The organism is Streptomyces sp. E-08 (assembly GCF_049913095.1).
Classification (GTDB): Bacteria; Actinomycetota; Actinomycetes; order Streptomycetales; family Streptomycetaceae; genus Streptomyces.
Genome location: NZ_CP183971.1, coordinates 2,173,137 through 2,194,198 on the forward strand (window position 1 = coordinate 2,173,137; position 21,062 = coordinate 2,194,198).

Sequence of the window (21,062 nt, forward strand, 5' to 3'; positions counted from 1 at the left end):
TGGCGACGGCTGGAGGTCCTGGACGCGCTACGGCCGCTCGGGAGGATCGACGGGTGCCGGGATGCCGGTGACCTCGGCCACCTCGATCGCGTCGTCCGCCAGTTGTTCGAGGGCGGCCCAGATCTCCGTGGTGACCCGCACCGCCTCCTCCGCGTCCCCCGCCGCGCACGCCTCGATGAGCCGGGCGTGCAGCTCGGCCGATCCGCAGCTCCCGGCGTCGCCGAAGAGACGCCGCTCGACACGGCGGATCAGCGGGGTGTACCGCGCGATGGTGGCGGCTGCGGCGTGGTTGCCGCTGGCGACGACGAGGACCTGGTGGAGCTCGTCGTCGGCGTCCAGGGCGGCCTCCACGTCGGAGGCGCGGACGGCGGCGGCGAAGCGCTCGTTGGCCTCGCGCATGGTCCGGATGCCCTCGGGGCCGAGCAGCGGCACGCCGGTCCTGGCGGCGAGCTCGTGCATCACCCGCACCACCGAGGCGGCGTCCCGGACGACCCGGCTGACCGGCCGGGTCACCCGGGTGTAGCTCTGCGGCTTGGACTCGACGAGCCCCTCGTCGCCGAGCCGGGCCAGGGCCTCGCGCACGGGTGCGCGCGAGAGCCCGAGCCGGTCGGCGAGATCGGCGTCCTTCAGCGAGGCGCCGGGGGCGAGGTCGCCGCGCACGATGGCCTCGCGCAGCGCCTCGTAGGCCCGGTCACGCAGCAGGGTCCGGCCCACGGGCCGCAGTGCGTCCATGGACTGACATGTTAGATGTCAGTCCATGGACTGACCAGAGATCAGTTTCGGCCTCAACTGTCTCAGCGTCGGGGCTGGCGGCGCCAGGGGCCGGTGATCGCCACCATGATGCCCGGGTCCTGGATGTTGGCGAACAGCGTGTCGCCGTCGGGCGAGAAGACGACGCCGGTGAACTCGCTGCCGTTGAGGTCGTTGCGGGCGATCGGGTAGGTGCGGCCCGAGTCGGTCGCGCCGAAGAGGTGCTGGACGCCCTCGCCGTCCTCGGCGATGACGAGCCCGCCGTACGGGGAGACGGTGATGTTGTCGGGGCCGTCGAAGGCGCCGTCCTCGTCCGGGGCCGCGTTCACCCCGAGGAGCACCTTGAGGGTGAGGGTGCGGCGCTTGGGGTCGTAGAACCAGACCTGGCCGTCGTGCGCGGTGCCGGGGCTCTCCTCGCGCGCGTAGGAGGAGACGACGTAGGCGCCGCCGTCGGCCCACCACATGCCCTCCAGCTTGCGGGCGCGGGTGACCTGGCCGGCCGTGAACTGCTTGCGGACGGGGGTGGTGCGGGCGTCACGGTCGGGGACGTCGACCCAGTCGACGCCGTAGACGGTGCCGATCCGGGTGGCGCGGGACAGGTCGTCCACGAACCGGCCCGAGGCGTCGATGCACTTGAAGGCCTGGAGCACGCCGGCGTCGTCGGCGAGGGTACGGAGCTTTCCGCGGCCGTGCTCGAAGCCCTGCGGCGGCACCCAGCGGAAGAGCAGCCCGTTGGGGCCGGACGCGTCCTCGGTGAGGTAGGCGTGGCCGTGCCTGGGGTCGATGACGACGGCCTCGTGGGCGTAGCGCCCGAAGGCCTTGACCGGCTTCGGGGCGAGGTTGGCGCGGCGGTCGCGCGGGTCGACCTCGAAGATGTAGCCGTGGTCCTTGGTCATGCCGTTCTTGCCGGCCAGGTCCTCGGTCTCCTCGCCGGTCAGCCAGGTGCCCCAGGCGGTGCGGCCGCCCGCGCAGTTGGTGGAGGTGCCGGCGATGCCGACCCACTCGGCGACGCTGCCGTCGCGGTGCACCTCGACGACGGTGCAGCCGCCGGCCGCGGCCGGGTCGTAGACGAGGCCCTCGGTGAGCGGGACGGGGTGGGGCCAGGAGGCGCGGGGGCCCTTGAGCTCGTGGTTGTTGACGAGGTACGTGGTGCCGCGCGGGCCGGCGAAGGCGGCGGTGCCGTCGTGGTTGGAGGGGGTGAACTCGCCGGACTCCAGGCGGGTCACGCCGCTGTGGGTGACGACGCGGTACGAGAAGCCCTCGGGGAGGGCGAGCATCCCGTCGGGGTCGGCGACCAGCGGGCCGTACCCGAGCGCGTGCCCGTGGTGGTGACCGTGGCCGTGCCCGGCCCCGTACGCCTCCGGCTCGTCGGAGGCGAGCGCCTCGGGCGCGGTGGCGAGAGCCCCGACGACACCGGTGAGGGCGAGGCCCGCACCGGCGACGGCGGACTGCTTGGTGAACTCTCTGCGGTTGAGCGGCATGGTGGTGGGGTCTCCCTGTGGTGGCCGGATCTCGCGGGCCACCCTCCCGCGCCTCCGAGAACACCGCCTGAACACCACGGGAACACCACCGGGCTTCCCCCCACGTGACCGCACGGCGAGCGTCCCTGCGCGCCGGGCCCACAGCCCCTGCGCGCCGGGCCCACAGCCGCCGGGGCCCGGGGCCGGGCGGCGTGCCGCCCGGCATCGCGCAGGCCCGACGCCCCGGTCAGGGCCGACGCCCCGGTCAGAGCCGACGCCCCGCGCGGGCGTCAGGCGCTCGGCGAGCCCGTGCGGGAGCGGGCCTTGAAGGCCGACTTGCGGGCCTCCTTCGCCGTCGCCTTGTCCCGGTGCAGGCGGCCCATCGCCTCCAGGACCTCCGCCGTCGCCGGGTGCTCCACCCGCCAGGCCGCCTCGAAGAAGCCGCTGTGGCGGCCGGTCAGACCCTCGATCAGCTCCTGGAGCTCCTGCAGGTCGCCGTCCGAGTCGAGCTGGGCCGCGATCGTGTCGATCGCCAGCCAGAAGATCATCGACTCCGGCGGCGCGGGCACGTCCGCCGCGCCGCGCTCGGCGAGCCAGACCCGGGCGAGGCCGCCGAGCTCGGCGTCGTCGAGGACCTCGCGGACGGCGGGCTCCGCATCGGCGCCCACGAGGGAGAGCGTCTGCTGGCAGTGGAGGCGGCGGAGCGGGGAGCCCGCGTCGGCGCCCCGCGCGGCGTGCAGCAGCTCGCGCGCCGCGCCGAGCGCGTCCCGGCCGGCCAGCCACGCGGCGGTCTCCTCGCGGGCCGCGGCCTCCGGGTAGCCGGCGATCCCGTCGAGGAGCGCGTCGGCGCCCTTGTCCGTCAGGTCGCCGACGGCGGGCGCGTCCACGCCGGCCTCCAGCATCCGGGCCCGGATGCCGTAGAGGCCGAGCGGGGTGAGCCGGACCATGCCGTAGCGGGTGACGTCCTCGTCGTCGACGGGCGGCTCGGGCTCCTCGCCCTCCTCGGCCATCAGGGCCTCGTCGACGGGCTGGTACTCGACGAGCCCGATCGGTTCGAGCAGCCGGAACTGCTCGTCGAGCCGCATCATCGCGTCCGAGACCTGCTCCAGGACGTCGTCGGTGGGCTCGCCCATGTCGTCGGGGACCACCATCGACGCGGCGAGCGCGGGCAGCGGCACGGGGCCCTCGCCGGCGCCGCCCTCGCTGACGGTCAGCAGGTAGAGGTTGCCGAGGACGCCCTCCAGGAACTCGGCCTCCGCCTCGGGGTCCCAGTCGAGCGCCTCGAAGTCGATCTCGCCGTCCTCGCCGACGATCGCGTCGAGGTCGTCGAGGACGGGGGCGACGGCGTCGGCGAAGACGGCGTCGAAGCCGTCCAGCCAGAGCCCGAGGACGTCCTGCGGCGAACCGCCCGTGACCAGCGCGAGGTTCTCGCCGGGACCGGCCCGCCCGGGGACGTCGGCGTCCTCGCGCTCCTCCCCGTCCTCGACGGCGACGAGACCGGTGTCGACGGCGAGCCGCCAGGCGTCGCCGGCCCAGGTCTCGCCGTCCTCGTCGTCGGCGAGGCCCAGGACCTCGGCGGCCTCGGGGAGTTGCTCGTCGACGAGCTCGCCGCCCGCGTCGACCCGGGTCGCGGGCCCGGCCCAGCGGGCGAGCCGGACGGCCTGGGCGAGGAGGGGGGCGGCCAGGGCGTCCCGCGCCAGCTCCGCGTCCGCACGCAGCCGAACGGGGGGAAGGGTGGGGTGCTCCGCTGACATCTGGGGGGTCTCCTCGACGCGTGCGTGGGTGATGGTGAAGGGGCTCGGAGAGCGGTCCTCAGCGTAGACGCATCCGGACCCCCGTCCGTCGGTTCACGGATCCGTCAGCCTTCGTACACCCGTCGACTCTTGACAAGTCCACCGCTCTCGCAAGAGATTGACGCGCGTAGATTCATCTGCCGTTCCTCCAAGCACCCTCCGGAGCCTTTGATGTCTTCGTCCATACCGAGATTCGCGGCCGTCTCCGCCGTCGTCGCCTCCGCCCTCGCCGCCGGCCTGCTCGCGGGTTCGTCGAGCGCCGTCGCGGAGGACGCCGCCGGCGTCCGTATCCACGACATCCAGGGCACGACGCGCGTCTCCCCCCTCGTCGGCAAGCAGGTCACCGGCGTCACGGGCATCGTGACCGGCGTCCGCACCTACGGTTCGCGCGGCTTCTGGATCCAGGACCCGGAGGCGGACGCGAACCCGGCCACCAGCGAGGGCGTCTTCGTCTTCACCAGCTCGGTCCCGACCGTCGCCGTGGGCGACGCGGTCAGCCTGAACGGCACGGTCACCGAGTACGTCCCCGGCGGCCTGACCTCCGGCAACCAGTCGCTGACCCAGATCTCGAAGCCCGTGGTCACCGTGGTGTCGAAGGGCAACCCGGTCCCGGCCCCGGTGACGATCTCGGCGTGGTCGGTCCCCGACGAGTACGCCCCCGAGGGCGACCCGGCCGCGGGCGGCTCGATCAACGGCCTGACCCTGGACCCCGAGACGTACGCCCTGGACCACTACGAGTCCCTGGAGGGCATGAACGTCGCGATCGGCTCCTCGCGGGTGGTCGGCGCCACCGACCCGTACGCGGAGCTCTGGGTGACGGTGAAGCCGTGGGAGAACCGCAACCTGCGCGGCGGCACGGTCTACGGCTCGTACGAGTCCCAGAACACGGGCCGGCTCCAGATCCAGTCGCTGACCCCGCTGGCCCAGCAGCCGTTCCCCAAGGCGAACGTGGGCGACCGGCTGACCGGCGCCACCGAGGGCCCGCTCGACTTCAACCAGTTCGGCGGCTACACCCTGACCGCCCGTACCCTCGGCACGGTCGTCGACAACGGCCTGGAGCGCGAGACCACGGACAAGCAGCACAAGAACGAGCTGGCCGTCGCGACGTACAACGTCGAGAACCTCGACCCGACGGACCCGCAGGAGAAGTTCGACGCGCTCGCGAAGGCGGTCGTGGAGAACCTCGCCTCGCCCGACATCGTCGCCCTGGAGGAGATCCAGGACAACAACGGCGCCAAGAACGACGGCACGGTCGCGGCCGACGTGACGGTGAAGAAGTTCACGGACGCGATCGTGGCGGCCGGCGGCCCGGCGTACGAGTGGCGCTCGATCGACCCGGAGAACGGCAAGGACGGCGGCGAGCCCGGCGGCAACATCCGTCAGGTCTTCCTCTTCAACCCCGAGCGGGTCTCCTTCACGGACCGCGCGGGCGGCGACGCGACCACCGCCACCGCCGTGACGGGCTCGAAGGGCCGCGCCGCGCTGACCCTCTCCCCCGGCCGCGTCGACCCGGCGAACGCCGCCTGGGAGGCCAGCCGCAAGCCGCTCGCGGGCGAGTTCGTCTTCCGCGGCCGCACGGTCTTCGTGATCGCCAACCACTTCGGCTCGAAGGGCGGCGACGAGTCCATCGTCTCCCACCACCAGCCGCCGACCCGCTCCTCCGAGGCGAAGCGCCTGCTCCAGGCGCAGGCCGTCAACGCCTTCGTGAAGGACATCACCGCGATCGACAAGCAGGCCGACGTGCTCGTGGTCGGCGACATCAACGACTTCGAGTTCTCGGGGACGACGCAGGCGCTGACCGAGGACGGCGCGCTGTACCCGGCCGTGAAGTCGCTGCCGCGCAGCGAGCGCTACTCGTACGTGTACCAGGGCAACACCCAGGTCCTCGACCAGATCCTGACCAGCCCGGGCGTCCACCACTTCGAGTACGACAGCGTCCACATCAACGCGGAGTTCGCCGACCAGGACAGCGACCACGACCCGCAGGTCCTGCGCTTCCGCCCCTGACGGCCCGCCGGGTCAGACGCCCGGCCCACACGTCAGGTCGCACGTCAGGTCACACGCCCGCGCTCAGACTGAGCGCGGGCGTGTACCGCCGCACCCGGCCGCCCGTGAGCCGCGGGTCGTGCTGCACCCGCTTCCAGGCCTCGCTCAGCGGGGCCTCGTCCGCCAGCCAGTCCACGTGGGCCTGCTCGCTCTCCCACTCGGCGTAGTTCAGGACCCGGGCGCCGTCGGTGGACAGATGGAACTGGCCGCTGACGCCGCCGGGCGCCGGCCGCGTCGCCGCGTCCTCGTCCAGGGCGGCGAACACACCGTCCACCCAGTCCTCCCGCTGTCCCGCGCCGGCCGCGTCCCCTGCCGGGTCGAAGTCGGCCTCGACGATCACGACGACCCCGGGCAGCTCCCCCGTGCTCGTCGCGCGGCGGACGGTGGAACGGTGGATCCGCCCGTAGCGGCGGAGCTCCACCCGCTCGATGCCGGGGACGGCGGCGTCGATCTCGGCGTTCCGGTCGTCGCGGTAGGTGCGCACGAAGTCGTCGTAGGCCCCCTGCTCGGTCCACTGCGAGTAGTGCAGCAGCGTGTCCCCGTCGGTGCCGGCGAGGACGCTGTACGAGAGCAGTCCGAGGTCGGGCCACGCGCGGCTCTCCCAGGCCGTCCGGATGGCCTCGACGGCGGCGCGCTGGCGCTCGGGGGTGCCGACCCGCCAGGTGCTGACGAGGACGGCGCCGACTCCGGGGCGGTGCAGATCGGGGCGGGCATCGGGGTGCGCGACGGCGTTCATGGGGTGTCTCCTCCTGCTCGGTTCGATGACCCGACCCTCCTCCCTCAACCTTGGTTGAGGTCAAGGGGTTCCACCGTGGGAGACTTCGCGCCATGATCCTTCGCCCCGCCACCCGCGCCGAACTGCCCGCCGTCCTCGCCCTGCTCGCCGACGAGGAGAGGGTCGTGGACCCCGGTGCAGTCGTCGTCACCGAGGCGTACGAGCGGGCCTTCGCGGACATCGAGGGCGATCCGCGCAACGAGATGCTGGTCCTGATGGACGGCGATCTCGTCCTGGGCTGCCTCCAGGCCACGTACATCCCGGGCCTGGGCAAGGGCGGCGCCGAGCGGGCCCTGATCGAGGCGGTCCGGATCAGGGCCGACCGGCGCGGCGGCGGACTCGGCCGGGAGCTGATGGAGCGTGCCGTGGCGCGGGCGAGGGGACGCGGCTGCGCGCTCGTCCAGCTGACCAGCGACAAGCGACGGACCGAGGCCCACCGCTTCTACGCCTCGCTGGGCTTCGCCCGCAGCCACGACGGCTTCAAACTGGCGCTCTAGGGCCCGTGCGCCCTGGCCTGGTCCGGAGGACAGGCCCTAGCCGAGGAGGTGCCCGCCGCCGTCGACGAGGAGCACCTCGCCGGTGATGTACGAGGCGTGGGCGAGGTCGAAGACGGCCCCGGCGATGTCCTCGGGGCGGCCGACCCGGCGCAGCGGGACGACGCCGGCCACGTGCTCCTTGGCCGCTTCGGCGCCCTCCACCCCGTCGAACCAGGGGGTGTCGATGAGGCCGGGCGCGACCGCGTTGACGCGGATGTCGGGGCCGAGGGTCTTGGCGAGGAGCTTCGTCATGTGGTTGACGGCGGCCTTGGAGACGGCGTACGGGATGGAGCTGCCGCCCGGCCGGACGCCCGCCTGGGAGGAGACGGTCACGACGCTGCCGCCGGTCTTCCGCAGGTGCGGGACGGCGGCGGTGATGGTCTGCCAGACGCCGATGACGTTGACGTCGTAGAGGTGGCGCCAGACCTCGGGCGAGGCGGCTTCGAGGTCGTCGTGCGGGATGAACCGGGTGGTGCCCGCGCAGTTGACGAGGAGGTCGAGGCGGCCGTACGCCTCGACCGCGGCCGTGACGAGTTCCGTGGCCTGCGCCTCGTCGGAGACGTCGGCCCGGACGTAGACGGCGTCCGGCAGTTCGGCGGCGAGCGCCTCACCGGCTTCGACGGACCGCGCGGAGTTGACGACGACCCGGTAGCCGGCGTCGGCGAGCCGTCGGGCGACTGCGGCCCCGATGCCCGAGGACGAGCCGGTGACGAGTGCGACGCGCTGTTCGCTCATGGTGTGCTGTTCTCCTTCTCCCCCTGTCGCGCCCGGCCGATCATGCCAGACGCCATCGTTCACAGAAACTGAATTTTCGAACCAAGCAGATCTAAGTGGACCTTCACGGTCGTTCGCGCACAGACTTCTCGGATGAACACTGAACGCCCCTTCGGGCGCGCCCTCTGCGCGATGGTCACCCCGTTCACCCCGGCCGGCGCGCTCGACCTCGACGCGGCCGGGGAGCTCGCCGCCCGGCTCGTCGCGGAGGGCTGCGACGGCCTCGTCCTCAACGGCACGACGGGTGAGTCGCCGACCACCACGGACGCCGAGAAGGCCGCGCTCCTCCGTGCCGTCCGCGCGGCGGTCGGCTCCGGCCCCTCGGTCGTCGCGGGGGTGGGCACGGCCGACACCCGGCACACCGCGGAGCTCGCCCGGCAGGCCGAGGAGGCGGGCGCGGACGGGCTGCTGGTCGTCACCCCGTACTACAGCCGTCCCCCGCAGGCGGCCGTCGAGGCGCACTTCCTGAAGGTCGCGGACGCGACCGGGCTTCCGGTGATGGTCTACGACATCCCCGGCCGCACCGGCACCCGGGTCGAGCCCGCGACGATGCGGCGGCTCGCCCGGCACCCGCGGATCGTGGCGGTGAAGGACTGCTCGTACGACCTGCTCGGCTCGGCCCGGCTGATCGCGGAGACGGGGCTCGCGTACTACTCGGGCTGCGAGGAACTGAACCTGCCGCTGTACGCGGTGGGCGGCGCGGGCTACGTCAGTACGGTGGCGAACGTGGCGCCGCGTCAGCTGCGCGCGGTCCTGGACGCCTTCGACGCGGGCGACACCGCGGGCGCGGCCCGGCTCAACGCCCGGACGCTGCCGCTGGCGGAGCTGATGATGGCCTCGGGCCTGCCGGGCACGGTGACCGTGAAGGCGCTGCTCGGCGGTCCGGTGCGGGAACCGCTGCAGCCCGCCGGCCGGGAGACGGCCGACGGGCTGCGGGCGGCGCACGAGGCGCTGGTTCAGGCGGAGTCGCTCGTGGTGGTGTGACCGAGGATCGCGGCGTGCTCCAGGACGTCCTCCAGCGGGTCGTCGATCTGCCCGGTGGAGATCAGGGAGACGTTCGGTCCGTTGTGCGAGTGGCTGTGCGTCTCGTCCGCGGCGGCCGTGCCGGCCGGCAGCAGGACGGCCGCCGCCGTGAGCACTCCGGTGACCGTGGGCCTCGTCCTCATGTCGACTCCTCGCCTTGTCCACGTGCGGTGACCCTGCGCTCTGTCAACGCACGGTCACCGGCATCAGTTGTGGCTGTGCAGGATGTCGTTCAGGCCGCCCCAGACCGCGTTGTTCGGGCGGGCCTCGACGGCGCCGGTGACCGAGTTGCGGCGGAAGAGGATGTTCGAGGCGCCGGAGAGCTCGCGGGCCTTCACGATCTGGCCGTCGGGCATCGTGACCCGGGTGCCGGCGGTGACGTACAGACCGGCCTCGACGACGCACTCGTCGCCCAGCGCGATGCCGACGCCCGCCTCGGCGCCGATCAGGCAGCGCTCGCCGATCGAGATGACGACGTTGCCGCCGCCGGAGAGGGTGCCCATGGTGGAGGCGCCGCCGCCGATGTCGGAGCCGTTGCCGACGACGACGCCGGCGGAGATGCGGCCCTCGACCATCGAGGTGCCGAGGGTGCCGGCGTTGAAGTTGACGAAGCCCTCGTGCATGACGGTGGTGCCGGCGGCGAGGTGCGCGCCGAGGCGGACGCGGTCGGCGTCGGCGACGCGGACGCCGGCGGGCACGACGTAGTCGGTCATGCGCGGGAACTTGTCGATCGAGGTCACCTGGAGGTGCAGGCCCTCGGCGCGGGCGTTGAGCCGGACCTTCTCGATGTCGTCGACGGCGACCGGGCCGAGCGAGGTCCAGGCGACGTTGGCGAGCAGGCCGAAGACGCCGTCCAGGCTCTGGCCGTGCGGCTTGACCAGCCGGTGGCTCAGCAGGTGGAGGCGGAGGTAGGCGTCGTGGGCGTCGATCGGCTTCTCGTCGAGCGAGGCGATGACGGTGCGGACGGCGACCACCTCGACGCCGCGGCGGGCGTCCACGCCGAGGGCCTTGGCGGCGCCCTCGCCGAGGGCGTTGACGGCCTCGTCGGGGGTGAGGCGCTCGGTGCCGGCCGGGCCGGCCGCTTCGGTCAGCTCGGGGGCGGGGAACCAGGTGTCGAGAACGGTGCCGTCGCCGGCGATGGTGGCGAGGCCGGCGGCGACGGCGCCGGTGGTGCGAGGAGCAGTGGTCATGACGGAAAACCTAACCGGCGGGCCCCCGCCCGGGCCAACCGGTCTCAGGTGTCGGTCGGGTCCGCGGGAGGTTCCGACGAGCCCGCGAGCGGCGGTTTCGGTGCTTCGTTCAGGACGCGCGCGAGGATCTCGCGCGCGTACTCCTCGTCGTAGTCGCCGTCGGTGAGCAGGACCTGGAGGCAGATGCCGTCCATGACGGCGACCAGGGCGCGGGCGCTCACGGGGTCGGTGCGGTGGGCCAGGGCGGTGACGACGGACTCGGTCCATTCGGCGGCGACCGGGCGCAGGGCGGGGCGGCGCAGGGCGGCGAGGTAGAGCTCGTACTCCAGCTCCACGCGGGCGCGTTCGCCGCCGAGCCACTCCCCCAGGAGGCGGGCGAGCGCGGCGGCGAGGCCGGTGTCCGGGGCGGTGAGGGCGGGGTGCTCGCGGAGCAGCCGCCCGAAGCCCTCGTTGGCCTTGCGGAGGGCGGCGACGAGGAGTTCGTCGAGGGAGGCGAAGTGGTACGTGGTGGAGCCGAGCGGCACGTCGGCCTCGGCGGCCACCGTGCGGTGGCTGAGGCCGCCGAGCCCGGCGCGGCCGACGACGGTGAGGGCCGCGTCGACGATCCGTTCGCGCCGCCCGGGGTCGTACCGCCGGGTCCGGGCCATCAGTGCGCGCCGCCGAGGTTGAGGACGGCGACCCCGGCGATGATGAGCAGGATTCCGGCGATCTTGGCGGCGCCCAGGCTCTCGCCGAGGAAGAGGAACCCGATGACGGCGACGGCGGCGGTGCCGACCCCGGACCAGATGGCGTAGGCGGTGCCGACCTGGAGCGTCTTGAGCGCCTGGGCGAGGAGCGCGAAGGCGATGAGGTAGCCGGCGCCGGTGACGAGCGAGGGCCAGAGCTTCGTGAAGCCCTCGCTGTACTTCATCGAGGTGGTGGCGAGTATCTCCGCAGCGATGGCGCCCGCAAGGAGTCCGTAACCCATGCGTACGAGCGTACACAGCGTTGCGTACGGCCGTACACATATATGGGCACGGGCGTACGCACGGTCCCCGATACGGTGTCCCGCATGACGTATCCTCCAGGTCCGCCAGGCCCTCCCTACGGCTACGGCTACCCGCCGCCGCCCCCGCCGCCGAAGCCCGGCGTGATACCCCTGGCGCCGCTCTCCCTCGGCACCATCCTGTCCGGGGCCTTCGGCGCCTTCGGCCGCCACTGGAAGCAGCTGCTCGGCGTGACCGGGACCGTCTACGGCGCCGCGCTGCTGCTCGTCGGGGCGGCGCTCGGCATCGCGTACGCCGCCGTCGGCGACCTCTTCCCGGCCGTGTTCGACGTGCCGTCCGGCCAGGACCCGCGGTGGGACGACATCCGCCCGCTGATCGTCGCCTTCGTCTGCGTGTGGCTCGTCGCGATGCTCGTGATGATCTGCGCCAACGGCGTCGTGGCGGCGGCCGCCCCGGCCGTGCTCCAGGAGGCCGTCCTCGGCCGGCCCCTCGCCTTCGGCACGCTCTGGCGCCGCTCCTGGGCCCGGATGCCGTCCGTCCTGGGCACGGTGCTGCTGACGAGCCTGGCCCTGGCGATCCCGCTCGCCCTCGCCGTCGTGGCCTTCGTCGGCACGTTCGCCGCGCTCCTCGCGACCGCGGCCGACTCCGCGGACAGCCTGGAGAACGGCCTGTGGATCATTCCCCTGGTCGCCATCGTCGTGGCCCTGCTCATCACCCCGCTCGCGCTCTGGATCTGGGTGAAGTTCAGCCTGGCCCCGGCGGCGGCGGTGATGGAAGGGCAGGGCGCCATCGCCTCGATGCGCCGCTCATCGGTCCTGGTCCGCGGCTCGTGGTGGCGCATCTTCGGCTCGCTGCTCCTCGTCGGCCTGATGGCCTCCGTGGCGAGCTGGGTGATCCAGCAGCTGCTGTCCCTGCTGATCACGGCACCCCTGGCGGCCGTCGACTTCTCCGGTGACGACTCCGGCGCCCTGATCGCCTCCTTCGCGGTCCTCTTCGGCTTCCTCGCCATCGGCCAGCTCGTCAGCCAGGCGATCGTCTCCCTCTTCCCCGCGCTCGTCGCCGGCCTGCTCTACGTCGACCAGCGCATCCGCAAGGAGAACCTGGCGCCGGAACTGGCCCGCGCGGCCGGACTCCTCTAGCCGCGACGGCTCCGGAGACGCGGAACGGCCGCGCCCCGAAGGGCGCGGCCGTTCTCACGTACGTTCGCGATCAGACGTTGAAGCCGAGCGCGCGCAGCTGCTCGCGGCCGTCGTCCGTGATCTTGTCAGGACCCCACGGGGGCATCCAGACCCAGTTGATCTTCAGCTCGCTGACGATGCCGTCCGTCGCGGACTTCGCCTGGTCCTCGATCACATCGGTCAGCGGGCAGGCCGCCGACGTCAGGGTCATGTCCAGCGTCGCGACGTTCGAGTCGTCGATGTGGATGCCGTAGATCAGGCCCAGGTTGACGACGTCGATGCCCAGCTCGGGGTCGACGACGTCGTACAGCGCCTCACGGACTTCTTCCTCGGAGGCCGGCTTCATCGTGGCCTCGGCGTTCTCGGTCATGCCGACTTCCTCTCCGCTTCACCCAGCGCCTGGGCGGTCGCGTCCTTCCACGCCATCCAGCTGAGCAGCGCGCACTTCACACGGGCCGGGTACTTGGAGACCCCGGCGAACGCGACCGCGTCCTCCAGGACCTCCTCCATCGCGTCGTCCGGCTCGATCTGTCCCTTGGACTGCATCAGCTCCAGGAAGGTGCCCTGGATCTTCTGCGCCTCGGCCAGTTCCTTGCCGACGAGCAGCTCGTTGAGGACGGACGCCGAGGCCTGGCTGATGGAGCAGCCCTGGCCCTCGTACGACACGTCCTCGATGCGCGAGCCGTCGTACTTGACGCGGAGCGTGATCTCGTCACCACACGTCGGGTTGACGTGGTGCACCTCGGCGTCGCCGTCCCGAAGACCGCGCCCGTGCGGGTGCTTGTAGTGGTCCAGGATGACGTCCTGGTACATCGAATCCAGCTTCACGAGCCGTCCCCTAGCCGAAGAAGTTCCGTACGTGCTCCAGACCCGCGACCAGGGCGTCGACCTCGGCCGGGGTGGAGTACAGATAGAACGACGCCCGCGTGGTCGCAGGAATTCCGTACCGCAGACAGACCGGCCGCGCGCAGTGGTGGCCGACCCGGACCGCGATGCCCTCCTCGTCGAGGACCTGGCCCACGTCGTGCGGGTGGATGTCGCCCAGCGTGAAGGAGATCGCCGCGCCGCGGTCCTCGGCCGTGGTGGGGCCGATGATCCGCAGGTCGGGAACCTCCTGGAGGCGCCGGACGGCGTACTCGGTGATCGCGTGCTCGTGGCGCGCGATGTTCTCCATGCCGATCGCCGACAGGTAGTCCACGGCCGCGCCGAGGCCGACGGCCTGGGCGATCGGGGGCGTACCCGCCTCGAACTTGTGCGGGGCCGGCGCGTACGTCGAGGAGTGCATCGAGACGGTCTCGATCATCTCGCCGCCGCCGAGGAAGGGCGGGAGGTCCTCCAGGAGCTCCTGCCGTCCCCACAGCACGCCGATGCCGGTCGGGCCGCACATCTTGTGGCCGGTGAAGGCCACGAAGTCGGCCTGGAGCGCCTGCACGTCCAGGACCATGTGCGGGGCCGCCTGGGAGGCGTCGATGCAGACGAGCGCACCGACCTCCTGGGCGCGGCGGATGATGGTCTCCACCGGGTTGATCGTGCCCAGCAGGTTCGAGACCAGCGTGAACGAGACGATCTTGGTCTTCTCGGTGATGACCTCTTCGATGTTCGAGAGGTCGAGACGGCCGTCGTCGGTGAGGCCGAACCACTTCAGCTTCGCGCCCGTGCGCTGCGAGAGCAGCTGCCACGGCACGATGTTGGAGTGGTGCTCCATCTCCGTGATGGCGATCTCGGTCTCGTGGTCGACGCGGTAGGGCTCGTCGGCCCAGCCCAGCATGTTGGCCACGAGGTTGAGCGACTCGGAGGCGTTCTTGGTGAAGATCACCTCGTCGCGGCTCGGCGCGTTGATGAAGGCCGCGACCTTGTCACGGGCGCCTTCGTACAGCGCCGTCGCCTCCTCGGCGACCGTGTACACGCCGCGGTGGACGTTGGCGTTGTGACGCTCGTAGTACTGGTTGAGCGCGTCGAGGACCTGCCGCGGCTTCTGCGAGGTCGCCGCGGAGTCGAGGTACACGATCTTCTTGCCGTCGTGGACCACGCGATCCAGGAGCGGGAAGTCCTTGCGGATCGCCTCGGTGTCGAGGAGGCCGGAGAGCCCCTGATGGGCAGAAGTCACGCGGACGCGCCACCCTTCACGTACTTGTCGTAGCCCTCGTTCTCGAGCTGGTCGGCGAGCTCGGCGCCGCCGGACTCGGCGATGCGGCCGTTCGCGAAGACGTGCACGAAGTCGGGCTTGATGTAGCGCAGGATGCGCGTGTAGTGGGTGATCAGCAGGGTGCCGACCTCACCGGTCTCGCGGACGCGGTTGACGCCCTCGGAGACGATGCGCAGGGCGTCGACGTCGAGGCCGGAGTCGGTCTCGTCGAGGATCGCGATCCTCGGCTTGAGGAGCTCCAGCTGGAGGATCTCGTGGCGCTTCTTCTCACCGCCGGAGAAGCCCTCGTTGACGTTGCGCTCGGCGAAGGCCGGGTCCATCTGGAGCTGCTCCATCGCGGACTTGACCTCCTTCACCCAGGTGCGCAGCTTGGGCGCCTCGCCGCGGACGGCGGTGGCGGAGGTGCGCAGGAAGTTGGAGACCGAAACGCCGGGGACCTCGACCGGGTACTGCATGGCCAGGAAGACGCCGGCGCGGGCGCGCTCGTCGACCGACATCTCCAGGACGTCCTCACCGTCGAGGGTGACGGTGCCGCCGGTGACCGTGTACTTCGGGTGACCGGCGAGGGAGTACGCCAGGGTCGACTTGCCGGAGCCGTTGGGGCCCATGACGGCGTGGGTCTCGCCCTGCTTGATGGTCAGGTCGACGCCCTTGAGGATCTCGCGGGGGCCGTTCTCCGCCTCGACGGAGACGTGCAGGTCGTGGATTTCAAGCGTAGCCATGGGTGACTCAGGACTCCTGGGTGACGGAGACGAGCACATCGTCCCCTTCGATCTTTACGGGGTATACGGGGACGGGGCGCGTCGCGGGAAGGCCGGAGGGCTTGCCGGTGCGCAGGTCGAAGCTGGAGCCGTGCAGCCAGCACTCGATCGCGCAGTCCTCGACCTCGCCCTCCGAGAGGGAGACGTTCGCGTGCGAGCAGATGTCGTTGATCGCGTACACCTCGCCCTCGGTGTGCACGACCGACACCGGCGTGCCGTCGACCTCGACCCGCTTCGGGGTGTCGGCCTCCAGCTCGCTCAGCGCGCAGACTCGGACGAAGGCCATCAGACGGAGGCCTCCAGCTCCGCCTCGATCTTGGCGAGGAGCCGCTCCTGGACGTCCGGCAGACCGATCTGCTGGACGAGCTCCGCGAAGAAGCCGCGGACGACGAGGCGACGGGCCTCGGCCTCCGGGATGCCGCGGGCCATCAGGTAGAAGAGCTGCTCGTCGTCGAAGCGCCCGGTGGCCGAGGCGTGGCCGGCGCCGGCGATCTCGCCGGTCTCGATCTCCAGGTTCGGCACGGAGTCGACCCGGGCACCGTCCGTGAGGACCAGGTTCCGGTTGAGCTCGTACGTGTCGGTCCCCTCGGCGGCGGCCTGGATGAGCACGTCGCCGATCCAGACGGCGTGCGCGTCCTGGCCCTGCAGCGCGCCCTTGTAGGCCACGTTGGACTTGCAGTGCGGGGTGTTGTGGTCGACCAGGAGGCGGTGCTCCTGGTGCTGGCCGGCGTCGGTGAAGTACAGGCCGAAGAGCTCGGCCTCGCCGCCGGGGGCCGCGTACTGCACCCGCGGGTGGATGCGGACGACGTCGCCGCCGAAGGTGACGACGACCGACTTGAAGGAGGCGTCACGGCCGACCAGCGCGTTGTGCTGGGCGACGTGGACGGCCTTCTCGTCCCAGTCCTGGACGGAGACGACGGTCAGCTTGGCGCCGTCGCCGAGGACGTAGTCCACGTTGGCGGCGAGCACGGCGTCACCGGTGTGGTCGATGACCACGACGGCCTCGGCGAAGGCGCCGAGCTCGATCACCTGGTGGCCGAAGGCGACGCCGCCCTGGCCGTGCACGGAGATGCGGATCGGCTCGGTGAGCACCGCCTCCTTGGCGACGGTGACGACCGCGGCCTTCTCGAAGGAGGAGTACGCCTGGGCGGCGACGCGGTCGACGGGCGTGCCGGCCTTGCCGAGGCGCTCGTCGTCACGGCCGACGGTCTCCACGGTGACGCCCTCGGGGGCCTCGACCTCGACCTTGACGCCCTCGCCGGACGCGACGGCGGTGCCGTCGTGGAGGCCGCGCAGACGCGCCAGCGGGGTGAACCGCCACTCCTCCTCGCGGCCGTGCGGGACGGGGAAGTCCGCGACGTCGAAGGACGGGGGCGCGCTCATGCGCGTGGCGACGGTGGACTCGGCGGCCACCGCGATCGAGCCGGCGGTGGTGGAGCCCGCCGGGATGTTCTGAGCCTCAGCCATGGCTGTCGTCTTGCTCTCTTCCTGCCTCGTCTTTACGGGCCCGCCCCGTGCGGGCGGCGGGTCCGGCCGGACGCCTTGCGGCGCCGGCCGGGGACCTGCCGTCGTGCGGCGGGCTCGCGGGGCTCAGCGACTGAGCCCGGGTCGTTTGCCTGGTCTGCGGGGCGCTCTAGCCCACCGCGCCTTCCATCTGGAGCTCGATCAGCCGGTTGAGCTCCAGGGCGTACTCCATCGGGAGCTCCTTGGCGATGGGCTCGACGAAGCCGCGGACGATCATCGCCATGGCCTCGAACTCGGTGAGGCCGCGGCTCATCAGGTAGAAGAGCTGGTCCTCGGAGACCTTGGAGACGGTGGCCTCGTGGCCCATGGAGACGTCGTCCTCGCGCACGTCCACGTAGGGGTACGTGTCGGAGCGGGAGATCGTGTCGACGAGCAGCGCGTCGCAGAGCACGTTGGACTTGGCGCCCGGGGCACCCTCGCCGATCTCGATGAGACCGCGATAGGAGGTGCGGCCGCCGCCTCGCGCCACCGACTTGGAGACGATGTTGGAGGAGGTGTTCGGGGCCATGTGGACCATCTTGGCGCCGGCGTCCTGGTGCTGGCCCTCGCCCGCGAAGGCGATGGACAGGGTCTCGCCCTTGGCGTGCTCGCCCATGAGGTAGACGGCCGGGTACTTCATGGTGACCTTGGAGCCGATGTTGCCGTCGACCCACTCCATGGTGGCGCCCTCGTAGGCGACGGCGCGCTTGGTCACCAGGTTGTAGACGTTGTTCGACCAGTTCTGGATGGTCGTGTAGCGGCAGCGGCCGCCCTTCTTCACGATGATCTCGACGACCGCGGAGTGCAGCGAGTCGGAGGAGTAGATCGGGGCGGTGCAGCCCTCGACGTAGTGGACGTAGGCGTCCTCGTCGACGATGATCAGCGTCCGCTCGAACTGGCCCATGTTCTCCGTGTTGATGCGGAAGTAGGCCTGGAGCGGGATCTCGACGTGCACGCCCTTCGGCACGTAGATGAACGAGCCGCCGGACCAGACGGCCGTGTTCAGGGAGGCGAACTTGTTGTCGCCGACCGGGATGACGGTGCCGAAGTACTCCCTGAAGAGCTCCTCGTGCTCCTTCAGCGCGGTGTCGGTGTCGACGAAGATGACGCCCTGCTCCTCCAGGTCCTCGCGGATCTGGTGGTAGACGACCTCGGACTCGTACTGGGCCGCGACACCGGCGACGAGGCGCTGCTTCTCCGCCTCCGGGATGCCGAGCTTGTCGTACGTGTTCTTGATGTCCTCCGGCAGGTCCTCCCAGGACTCGGCCTGCTTCTCGGTGGACCGCACGAAGTACTTGATGTTGTCGAAGTCGATGCCGGAGAGGTCGGAGCCCCAGGTCGGCATGGGCTTCTTGCCGAAGAGACGCAGACCCTTGAGACGCAGCTTCAGCATCCACTCGGGCTCGTTCTTCTTCAAGGAGATGTCGCGGACGACGTCCTCGTTCAGTCCGCGCTTGGCGGTGGCACCGGCCGCGTCGGAGTCGGCCCAGCCGTACTCGTACCGACCCAGGCCCTCGAGCTCGGGGTGGCTGATCTCGGTGGTCATGCGGGGTTCCTCCCGGCCGTGCTTACGGATGCTGATTCGGTGGTCTGTGGAGCGCTGTGCGGGATGAACGTGGTGCAGACGCCGTCACCATGCGCGATGGTGGCCAGACGCTGGACGTGCGTTCCCAAGAGGCGGGAGAAGAATTCCGTCTCCGCCTCGCACAGCTGGGGGTACTGCTCGGCGACGTGGGCCACCGGGCAGTGATGCTGGCAGAGCTGCTCGCCGACCGGCGCGTTCCGCGCAGTGGCAGCGTACCCGTCCACCGTGAGGGCCTTGGCCAGCGCCTCGGTCCGGTGGGCGGGCTCGGCCGACTCGACGGCCTCGCGGTACGCCCCGGCCTGGGCCTCGATCCGGTCGCGGGCGAAGGCGGCGACGGCCGCCTCCCCTCCGGCGTTGCGCTCGATCCAGCGGAGCGCCTCGACGGCGAGGGAGTCGTACGACTGGTCGAAGGCGTCCCGGCCGCAGTCGGTGAGCGCGAAGACCTTCGCGGGGCGGCCGCGGGCCCGGGTCCCGTAGACGCGCTTCTCGCGGGCTTCGACGACGTTATCGGCGACCAGCGAGTCGAGGTGCCGGCGGACGGCCGCCTGGGTGAGGCGGAGCCGTTCGGCCAGATCGGCGACGGTCGAGGGACCGTGGTCCAGGATCGACCGCGCGACCCGGTTGCGCGTCGAACGCTCTCGGGTCGCGAGTTCCTCCACGGGAGCCGCGCCAACGTTTTTCACAACGCCATTGTTGCGTAATTAATCGGAAGGTGACAAGCGGCGCCGGATCCGGTCACGGTGCCATGCATCACTCAGGTAAGGCTTACCTGACCTGCGTAAACGATCATTCGTGGGATGAATCCGCCGCCCCGGGCACCACCGCCCCGCACCCGCTCTCTAGACTTCCCGGCATGTCAAACGAGTCCGTCGGCAGCGTCGTCCGGGTACGTGGCCTGCTGAAGCGGTACGGAAACAAGACCGCCGTCGACGGCCTCGACCTCGATGTGCGCGCGGGCACCGTCACCGCAATCCTCGGCCCCAACGGGGCCGGCAAGACCACGACCGTCGAGACCTGCGAGGGCTACCGCAGGCCCGACGGCGGCACCGTCCGCGTCCTCGGCCTCGACCCGGTCGCCGACGCCGCGGCCCTGCGCCCCAGGATCGGCGTGATGCTCCAGTCGGGCGGCGTCTACTCCGGCGCCCGCGCCGACGAGATGCTCCGCCACATGGCGAAGCTGCACGCCCACCCCCTGGACGTGGACGCCCTCGTCGAACGGCTCGGCCTCGGCTCCTGCGGCCGCACCACCTACCGGCGGCTCTCCGGCGGCCAGCAGCAGCGCCTCGCGCTCGCCATGGCCGTCGTCGGCCGCCCCGAGCTCGCATTCCTCGACGAGCCCACCGCCGGACTCGACCCGCAGGCCCGCCGCGCCACCTGGGAGCTGGTCCGCGAGCTGCGCGCCGACGGCGTGACCGTGGTCCTCACCACCCACTTCATGCAGGAGGCGGAGGAGCTCGCCGACGACGTCGCCATCATCGACGCCGGCCGGGTCGCCGCCCAGGGCAGCCCCGAGCAGCTCTGCCGCGGCGGCGCCGAGAACACCCTGCGCTTCACCGGCCGCCCCGGCCTCGACCTGGGCTCCCTGCTCAAGGCACTGCCGGACGGCTCGGCCGCCGCGGAACCGCTCCCCGGCACGTACCGCATCACCGGCACCGTCGACCCGCAGCTGCTCGCCACGGTCACCACCTGGTGCGCCCAGCACGGCGTCATGCCCGACGGCATCGCCGTCGAACGCCACACCCTCGAAGACGTCTTTCTGGAGCTGACCGGCAAGGAGCTGCGCGGATGAGCACAGGTACGTACGCGCCGAAGCCGGGGGCCGCCCCCGTCGGGCGCATGATCGCCGCGCAGACCGCCCTGGAGACCAGGATGCTGCTGCGCAACGGCGAGCAGCTGCTCCTGACGGTGATCATCCCCTCGCTGATCCTGGTGCTCTTCTCCACCGTCGACATCGTCGACACCGGCACCGACAAGGCCGTCGACTTCCTCGCCCCCGGCGTCCTCGCGCTCGCCGTGCTGTCCACCGCCTTCACCGGCCAGGCCATCGCGACCGGCTTCGAACGGCGGTACGGGGTGCTCAAGCGCCTCGGCGCCTCACCGCTCCCCCGCTGGGCGCTCATGACCGCCAAGACGCTCTCCGTCCTCGTCACCGAGGTCCTCCAGATCGTCCTCCTGACGGCGATCGCCCTGGCCCTCGGCTGGTCCCCGCACGGGAACCCCCTGTCCGTCCTGGTGCTCCTGGTCCTCGGCACGGCCGCCTTCTCCGGGCTCGGCCTGCTGATGGCCGGCACCCTGAAGGCCGAGGCCACCCTGGCCGCCGCGAACCTGGTCTTCCTGCTGCTCCTGGTGGGCGGCGGGGTCATCGTCCCGCTGGAGAAGTTCGGCGCCGCGGGCGACGTGCTCGCGCTGCTCCCGATCTCGGCGCTCTCCGACGGCCTGCGCGACGTCCTCGGGGACGGGGCCTCGATGCCGTGGGGCGACGCGGCGATCCTGGCCGTCTGGGGGGTCCTGGGCCTCGGCGCGGCGGCGAAGTTCTTCCGCTGGGAGTAACCGTAA

General features: G+C 71.6%; 23 protein-coding genes. 6 read left to right on the plus strand and 17 right to left on the minus strand.

The features are described from left to right. Positions 1–27: 27 nt before the first annotated feature. The 3 genes from ACN9MM_RS09945 to ACN9MM_RS09955 all read right to left on the minus strand — a co-directional run bounded on the left by ACN9MM_RS09945 (position 28) and on the right by ACN9MM_RS09955 (position 3,964). A complete protein-coding gene (locus tag ACN9MM_RS09945; RefSeq protein ID WP_426363281.1) occupies positions 28–732 on the minus strand; it encodes a GntR family transcriptional regulator in 705 nt (234 codons plus the stop codon). A gap of 62 nt (positions 733–794) precedes the next feature. Further along, positions 795–2,231: an alkaline phosphatase PhoX gene (locus tag ACN9MM_RS09950; RefSeq protein WP_426363282.1), complete on the minus strand. Its 1,437-nt coding sequence runs from the start codon at positions 2,229–2,231 to the stop codon at positions 795–797. Positions 2,232–2,500: 269 nt separating this feature from the next. Beyond that, positions 2,501–3,964, minus strand: coding sequence for a hypothetical protein (locus ACN9MM_RS09955; protein ID WP_426363283.1), 1,464 nt, complete (start codon positions 3,962–3,964; stop codon positions 2,501–2,503). A 210-nt stretch (positions 3,965–4,174) separates the two neighbouring features. Here ACN9MM_RS09955 and ACN9MM_RS09960 point away from each other — a divergent pair, with 210 nt between their 5' ends. Beyond that, positions 4,175–6,010 carry an endonuclease/exonuclease/phosphatase family protein gene (locus tag ACN9MM_RS09960; protein WP_426363284.1) on the plus strand — a complete coding sequence of 612 codons (1,836 nt, stop codon included), beginning with the start codon at positions 4,175–4,177 and terminating at the stop codon, positions 6,008–6,010. 49 nt (positions 6,011–6,059) lie between these two features. Here ACN9MM_RS09960 and ACN9MM_RS09965 read toward each other — a convergent pair whose 3' ends face one another. After that, on the minus strand, positions 6,060–6,785 hold the full coding sequence (locus ACN9MM_RS09965; protein WP_426363285.1) for an antibiotic biosynthesis monooxygenase: 726 nt from the start codon (positions 6,783–6,785) through the stop codon (positions 6,060–6,062). Between the two features lie 92 nt (positions 6,786–6,877). On the opposite strand from ACN9MM_RS09965, the gene ACN9MM_RS09970 reads away from it, so the two are divergent. Further along, positions 6,878–7,321 carry a GNAT family N-acetyltransferase gene (locus tag ACN9MM_RS09970; protein WP_426363286.1) on the plus strand — a complete coding sequence of 148 codons (444 nt, stop codon included), beginning with the start codon at positions 6,878–6,880 and terminating at the stop codon, positions 7,319–7,321. A gap of 36 nt (positions 7,322–7,357) precedes the next feature. Here ACN9MM_RS09970 and ACN9MM_RS09975 read toward each other — a convergent pair whose 3' ends face one another. After that, positions 7,358–8,095 (minus strand): SDR family NAD(P)-dependent oxidoreductase, encoded by a 738-nt coding sequence (locus ACN9MM_RS09975; protein ID WP_426363287.1) that lies wholly within the window; start codon positions 8,093–8,095, stop codon positions 7,358–7,360. A 132-nt stretch (positions 8,096–8,227) separates the two neighbouring features. Here ACN9MM_RS09975 and dapA point away from each other — a divergent pair, with 132 nt between their 5' ends. Beyond that, complete coding sequence (dapA, locus tag ACN9MM_RS09980; protein WP_426363288.1) at positions 8,228–9,118, plus strand: 4-hydroxy-tetrahydrodipicolinate synthase; 891 nt, start codon at positions 8,228–8,230, stop codon at positions 9,116–9,118. Here the strand turns inward: dapA and ACN9MM_RS09985 are convergent. From ACN9MM_RS09985 to ACN9MM_RS10000, 4 genes are all read right to left on the minus strand, one after another. Then, positions 9,091–9,300 (minus strand): hypothetical protein, encoded by a 210-nt coding sequence (locus ACN9MM_RS09985; RefSeq protein ID WP_190102717.1) that lies wholly within the window; start codon positions 9,298–9,300, stop codon positions 9,091–9,093. The genes dapA and ACN9MM_RS09985 overlap by 28 nt on opposite strands. A 63-nt stretch (positions 9,301–9,363) precedes the next feature. Next, on the minus strand, positions 9,364–10,347 hold the full coding sequence (gene dapD, locus ACN9MM_RS09990; RefSeq protein ID WP_426363289.1) for a 2,3,4,5-tetrahydropyridine-2,6-dicarboxylate N-succinyltransferase: 984 nt from the start codon (positions 10,345–10,347) through the stop codon (positions 9,364–9,366). A 44-nt stretch (positions 10,348–10,391) separates the two neighbouring features. Further along, positions 10,392–10,994 carry a TetR/AcrR family transcriptional regulator gene (locus tag ACN9MM_RS09995; RefSeq protein ID WP_426363290.1) on the minus strand — a complete coding sequence of 201 codons (603 nt, stop codon included), beginning with the start codon at positions 10,992–10,994 and terminating at the stop codon, positions 10,392–10,394. After that, on the minus strand, positions 10,994–11,314 hold the full coding sequence (locus tag ACN9MM_RS10000; RefSeq protein ID WP_382868137.1) for a DMT family transporter: 321 nt from the start codon (positions 11,312–11,314) through the stop codon (positions 10,994–10,996). Before ACN9MM_RS10000 ends, ACN9MM_RS09995 begins: the two co-directional genes overlap by 1 nt. A gap of 84 nt (positions 11,315–11,398) precedes the next feature. Between ACN9MM_RS10000 and ACN9MM_RS10005 the strand changes: the two genes are divergently transcribed. Next, positions 11,399–12,472, plus strand: coding sequence for an oxidoreductase (locus ACN9MM_RS10005; RefSeq protein WP_426363291.1), 1,074 nt, complete (start codon positions 11,399–11,401; stop codon positions 12,470–12,472). Between the two features lie 70 nt (positions 12,473–12,542). Here ACN9MM_RS10005 and ACN9MM_RS10010 read toward each other — a convergent pair whose 3' ends face one another. From ACN9MM_RS10010 to ACN9MM_RS10045, 8 genes are all read right to left on the minus strand, one after another. Further along, entirely contained in the window at positions 12,543–12,881 is a 339-nt protein-coding gene (locus ACN9MM_RS10010; RefSeq protein ID WP_030205917.1) for a metal-sulfur cluster assembly factor, read from the minus strand. Beyond that, positions 12,878–13,339, minus strand: coding sequence for a Fe-S cluster assembly sulfur transfer protein SufU (gene sufU, locus ACN9MM_RS10015; RefSeq protein ID WP_190102712.1), 462 nt, complete (start codon positions 13,337–13,339; stop codon positions 12,878–12,880). Before sufU ends, ACN9MM_RS10010 begins: the two co-directional genes overlap by 4 nt. Before the next feature lie 10 nt (positions 13,340–13,349). Continuing rightward, a complete protein-coding gene (locus tag ACN9MM_RS10020; RefSeq protein ID WP_391016647.1) occupies positions 13,350–14,618 on the minus strand; it encodes a cysteine desulfurase in 1,269 nt (422 codons plus the stop codon). Beyond that, complete coding sequence (gene sufC, locus ACN9MM_RS10025; protein ID WP_033208829.1) at positions 14,615–15,379, minus strand: Fe-S cluster assembly ATPase SufC; 765 nt, start codon at positions 15,377–15,379, stop codon at positions 14,615–14,617. Before sufC ends, ACN9MM_RS10020 begins: the two co-directional genes overlap by 4 nt. Positions 15,380–15,386: 7 nt before the next feature. Then, positions 15,387–15,704: a bifunctional 3-phenylpropionate/cinnamic acid dioxygenase ferredoxin subunit gene (locus ACN9MM_RS10030; RefSeq protein WP_030692512.1), complete on the minus strand. Its 318-nt coding sequence runs from the start codon at positions 15,702–15,704 to the stop codon at positions 15,387–15,389. Further along, positions 15,704–16,885 carry a Fe-S cluster assembly protein SufD gene (sufD, locus tag ACN9MM_RS10035; RefSeq protein WP_352019154.1) on the minus strand — a complete coding sequence of 394 codons (1,182 nt, stop codon included), beginning with the start codon at positions 16,883–16,885 and terminating at the stop codon, positions 15,704–15,706. The genes ACN9MM_RS10030 and sufD overlap by 1 nt, the downstream gene beginning before the upstream one ends. A gap of 166 nt (positions 16,886–17,051) precedes the next feature. Continuing rightward, on the minus strand, positions 17,052–18,467 hold the full coding sequence (gene sufB / locus ACN9MM_RS10040; RefSeq protein WP_426363292.1) for a Fe-S cluster assembly protein SufB: 1,416 nt from the start codon (positions 18,465–18,467) through the stop codon (positions 17,052–17,054). Next, complete coding sequence (locus ACN9MM_RS10045) at positions 18,464–19,189, minus strand: helix-turn-helix transcriptional regulator (RefSeq protein WP_426363293.1); 726 nt, start codon at positions 19,187–19,189, stop codon at positions 18,464–18,466. Before ACN9MM_RS10045 ends, sufB begins: the two co-directional genes overlap by 4 nt. A 170-nt stretch (positions 19,190–19,359) precedes the next feature. On the opposite strand from ACN9MM_RS10045, the gene ACN9MM_RS10050 reads away from it, so the two are divergent. Then, complete coding sequence (locus ACN9MM_RS10050) at positions 19,360–20,295, plus strand: ABC transporter ATP-binding protein (RefSeq protein WP_426363294.1); 936 nt, start codon at positions 19,360–19,362, stop codon at positions 20,293–20,295. Continuing rightward, entirely contained in the window at positions 20,292–21,056 is a 765-nt protein-coding gene (locus ACN9MM_RS10055) for an ABC transporter permease (protein ID WP_426363295.1), read from the plus strand. The genes ACN9MM_RS10050 and ACN9MM_RS10055 overlap by 4 nt, the downstream gene beginning before the upstream one ends. Positions 21,057–21,062: the final 6 nt, after the last annotated feature.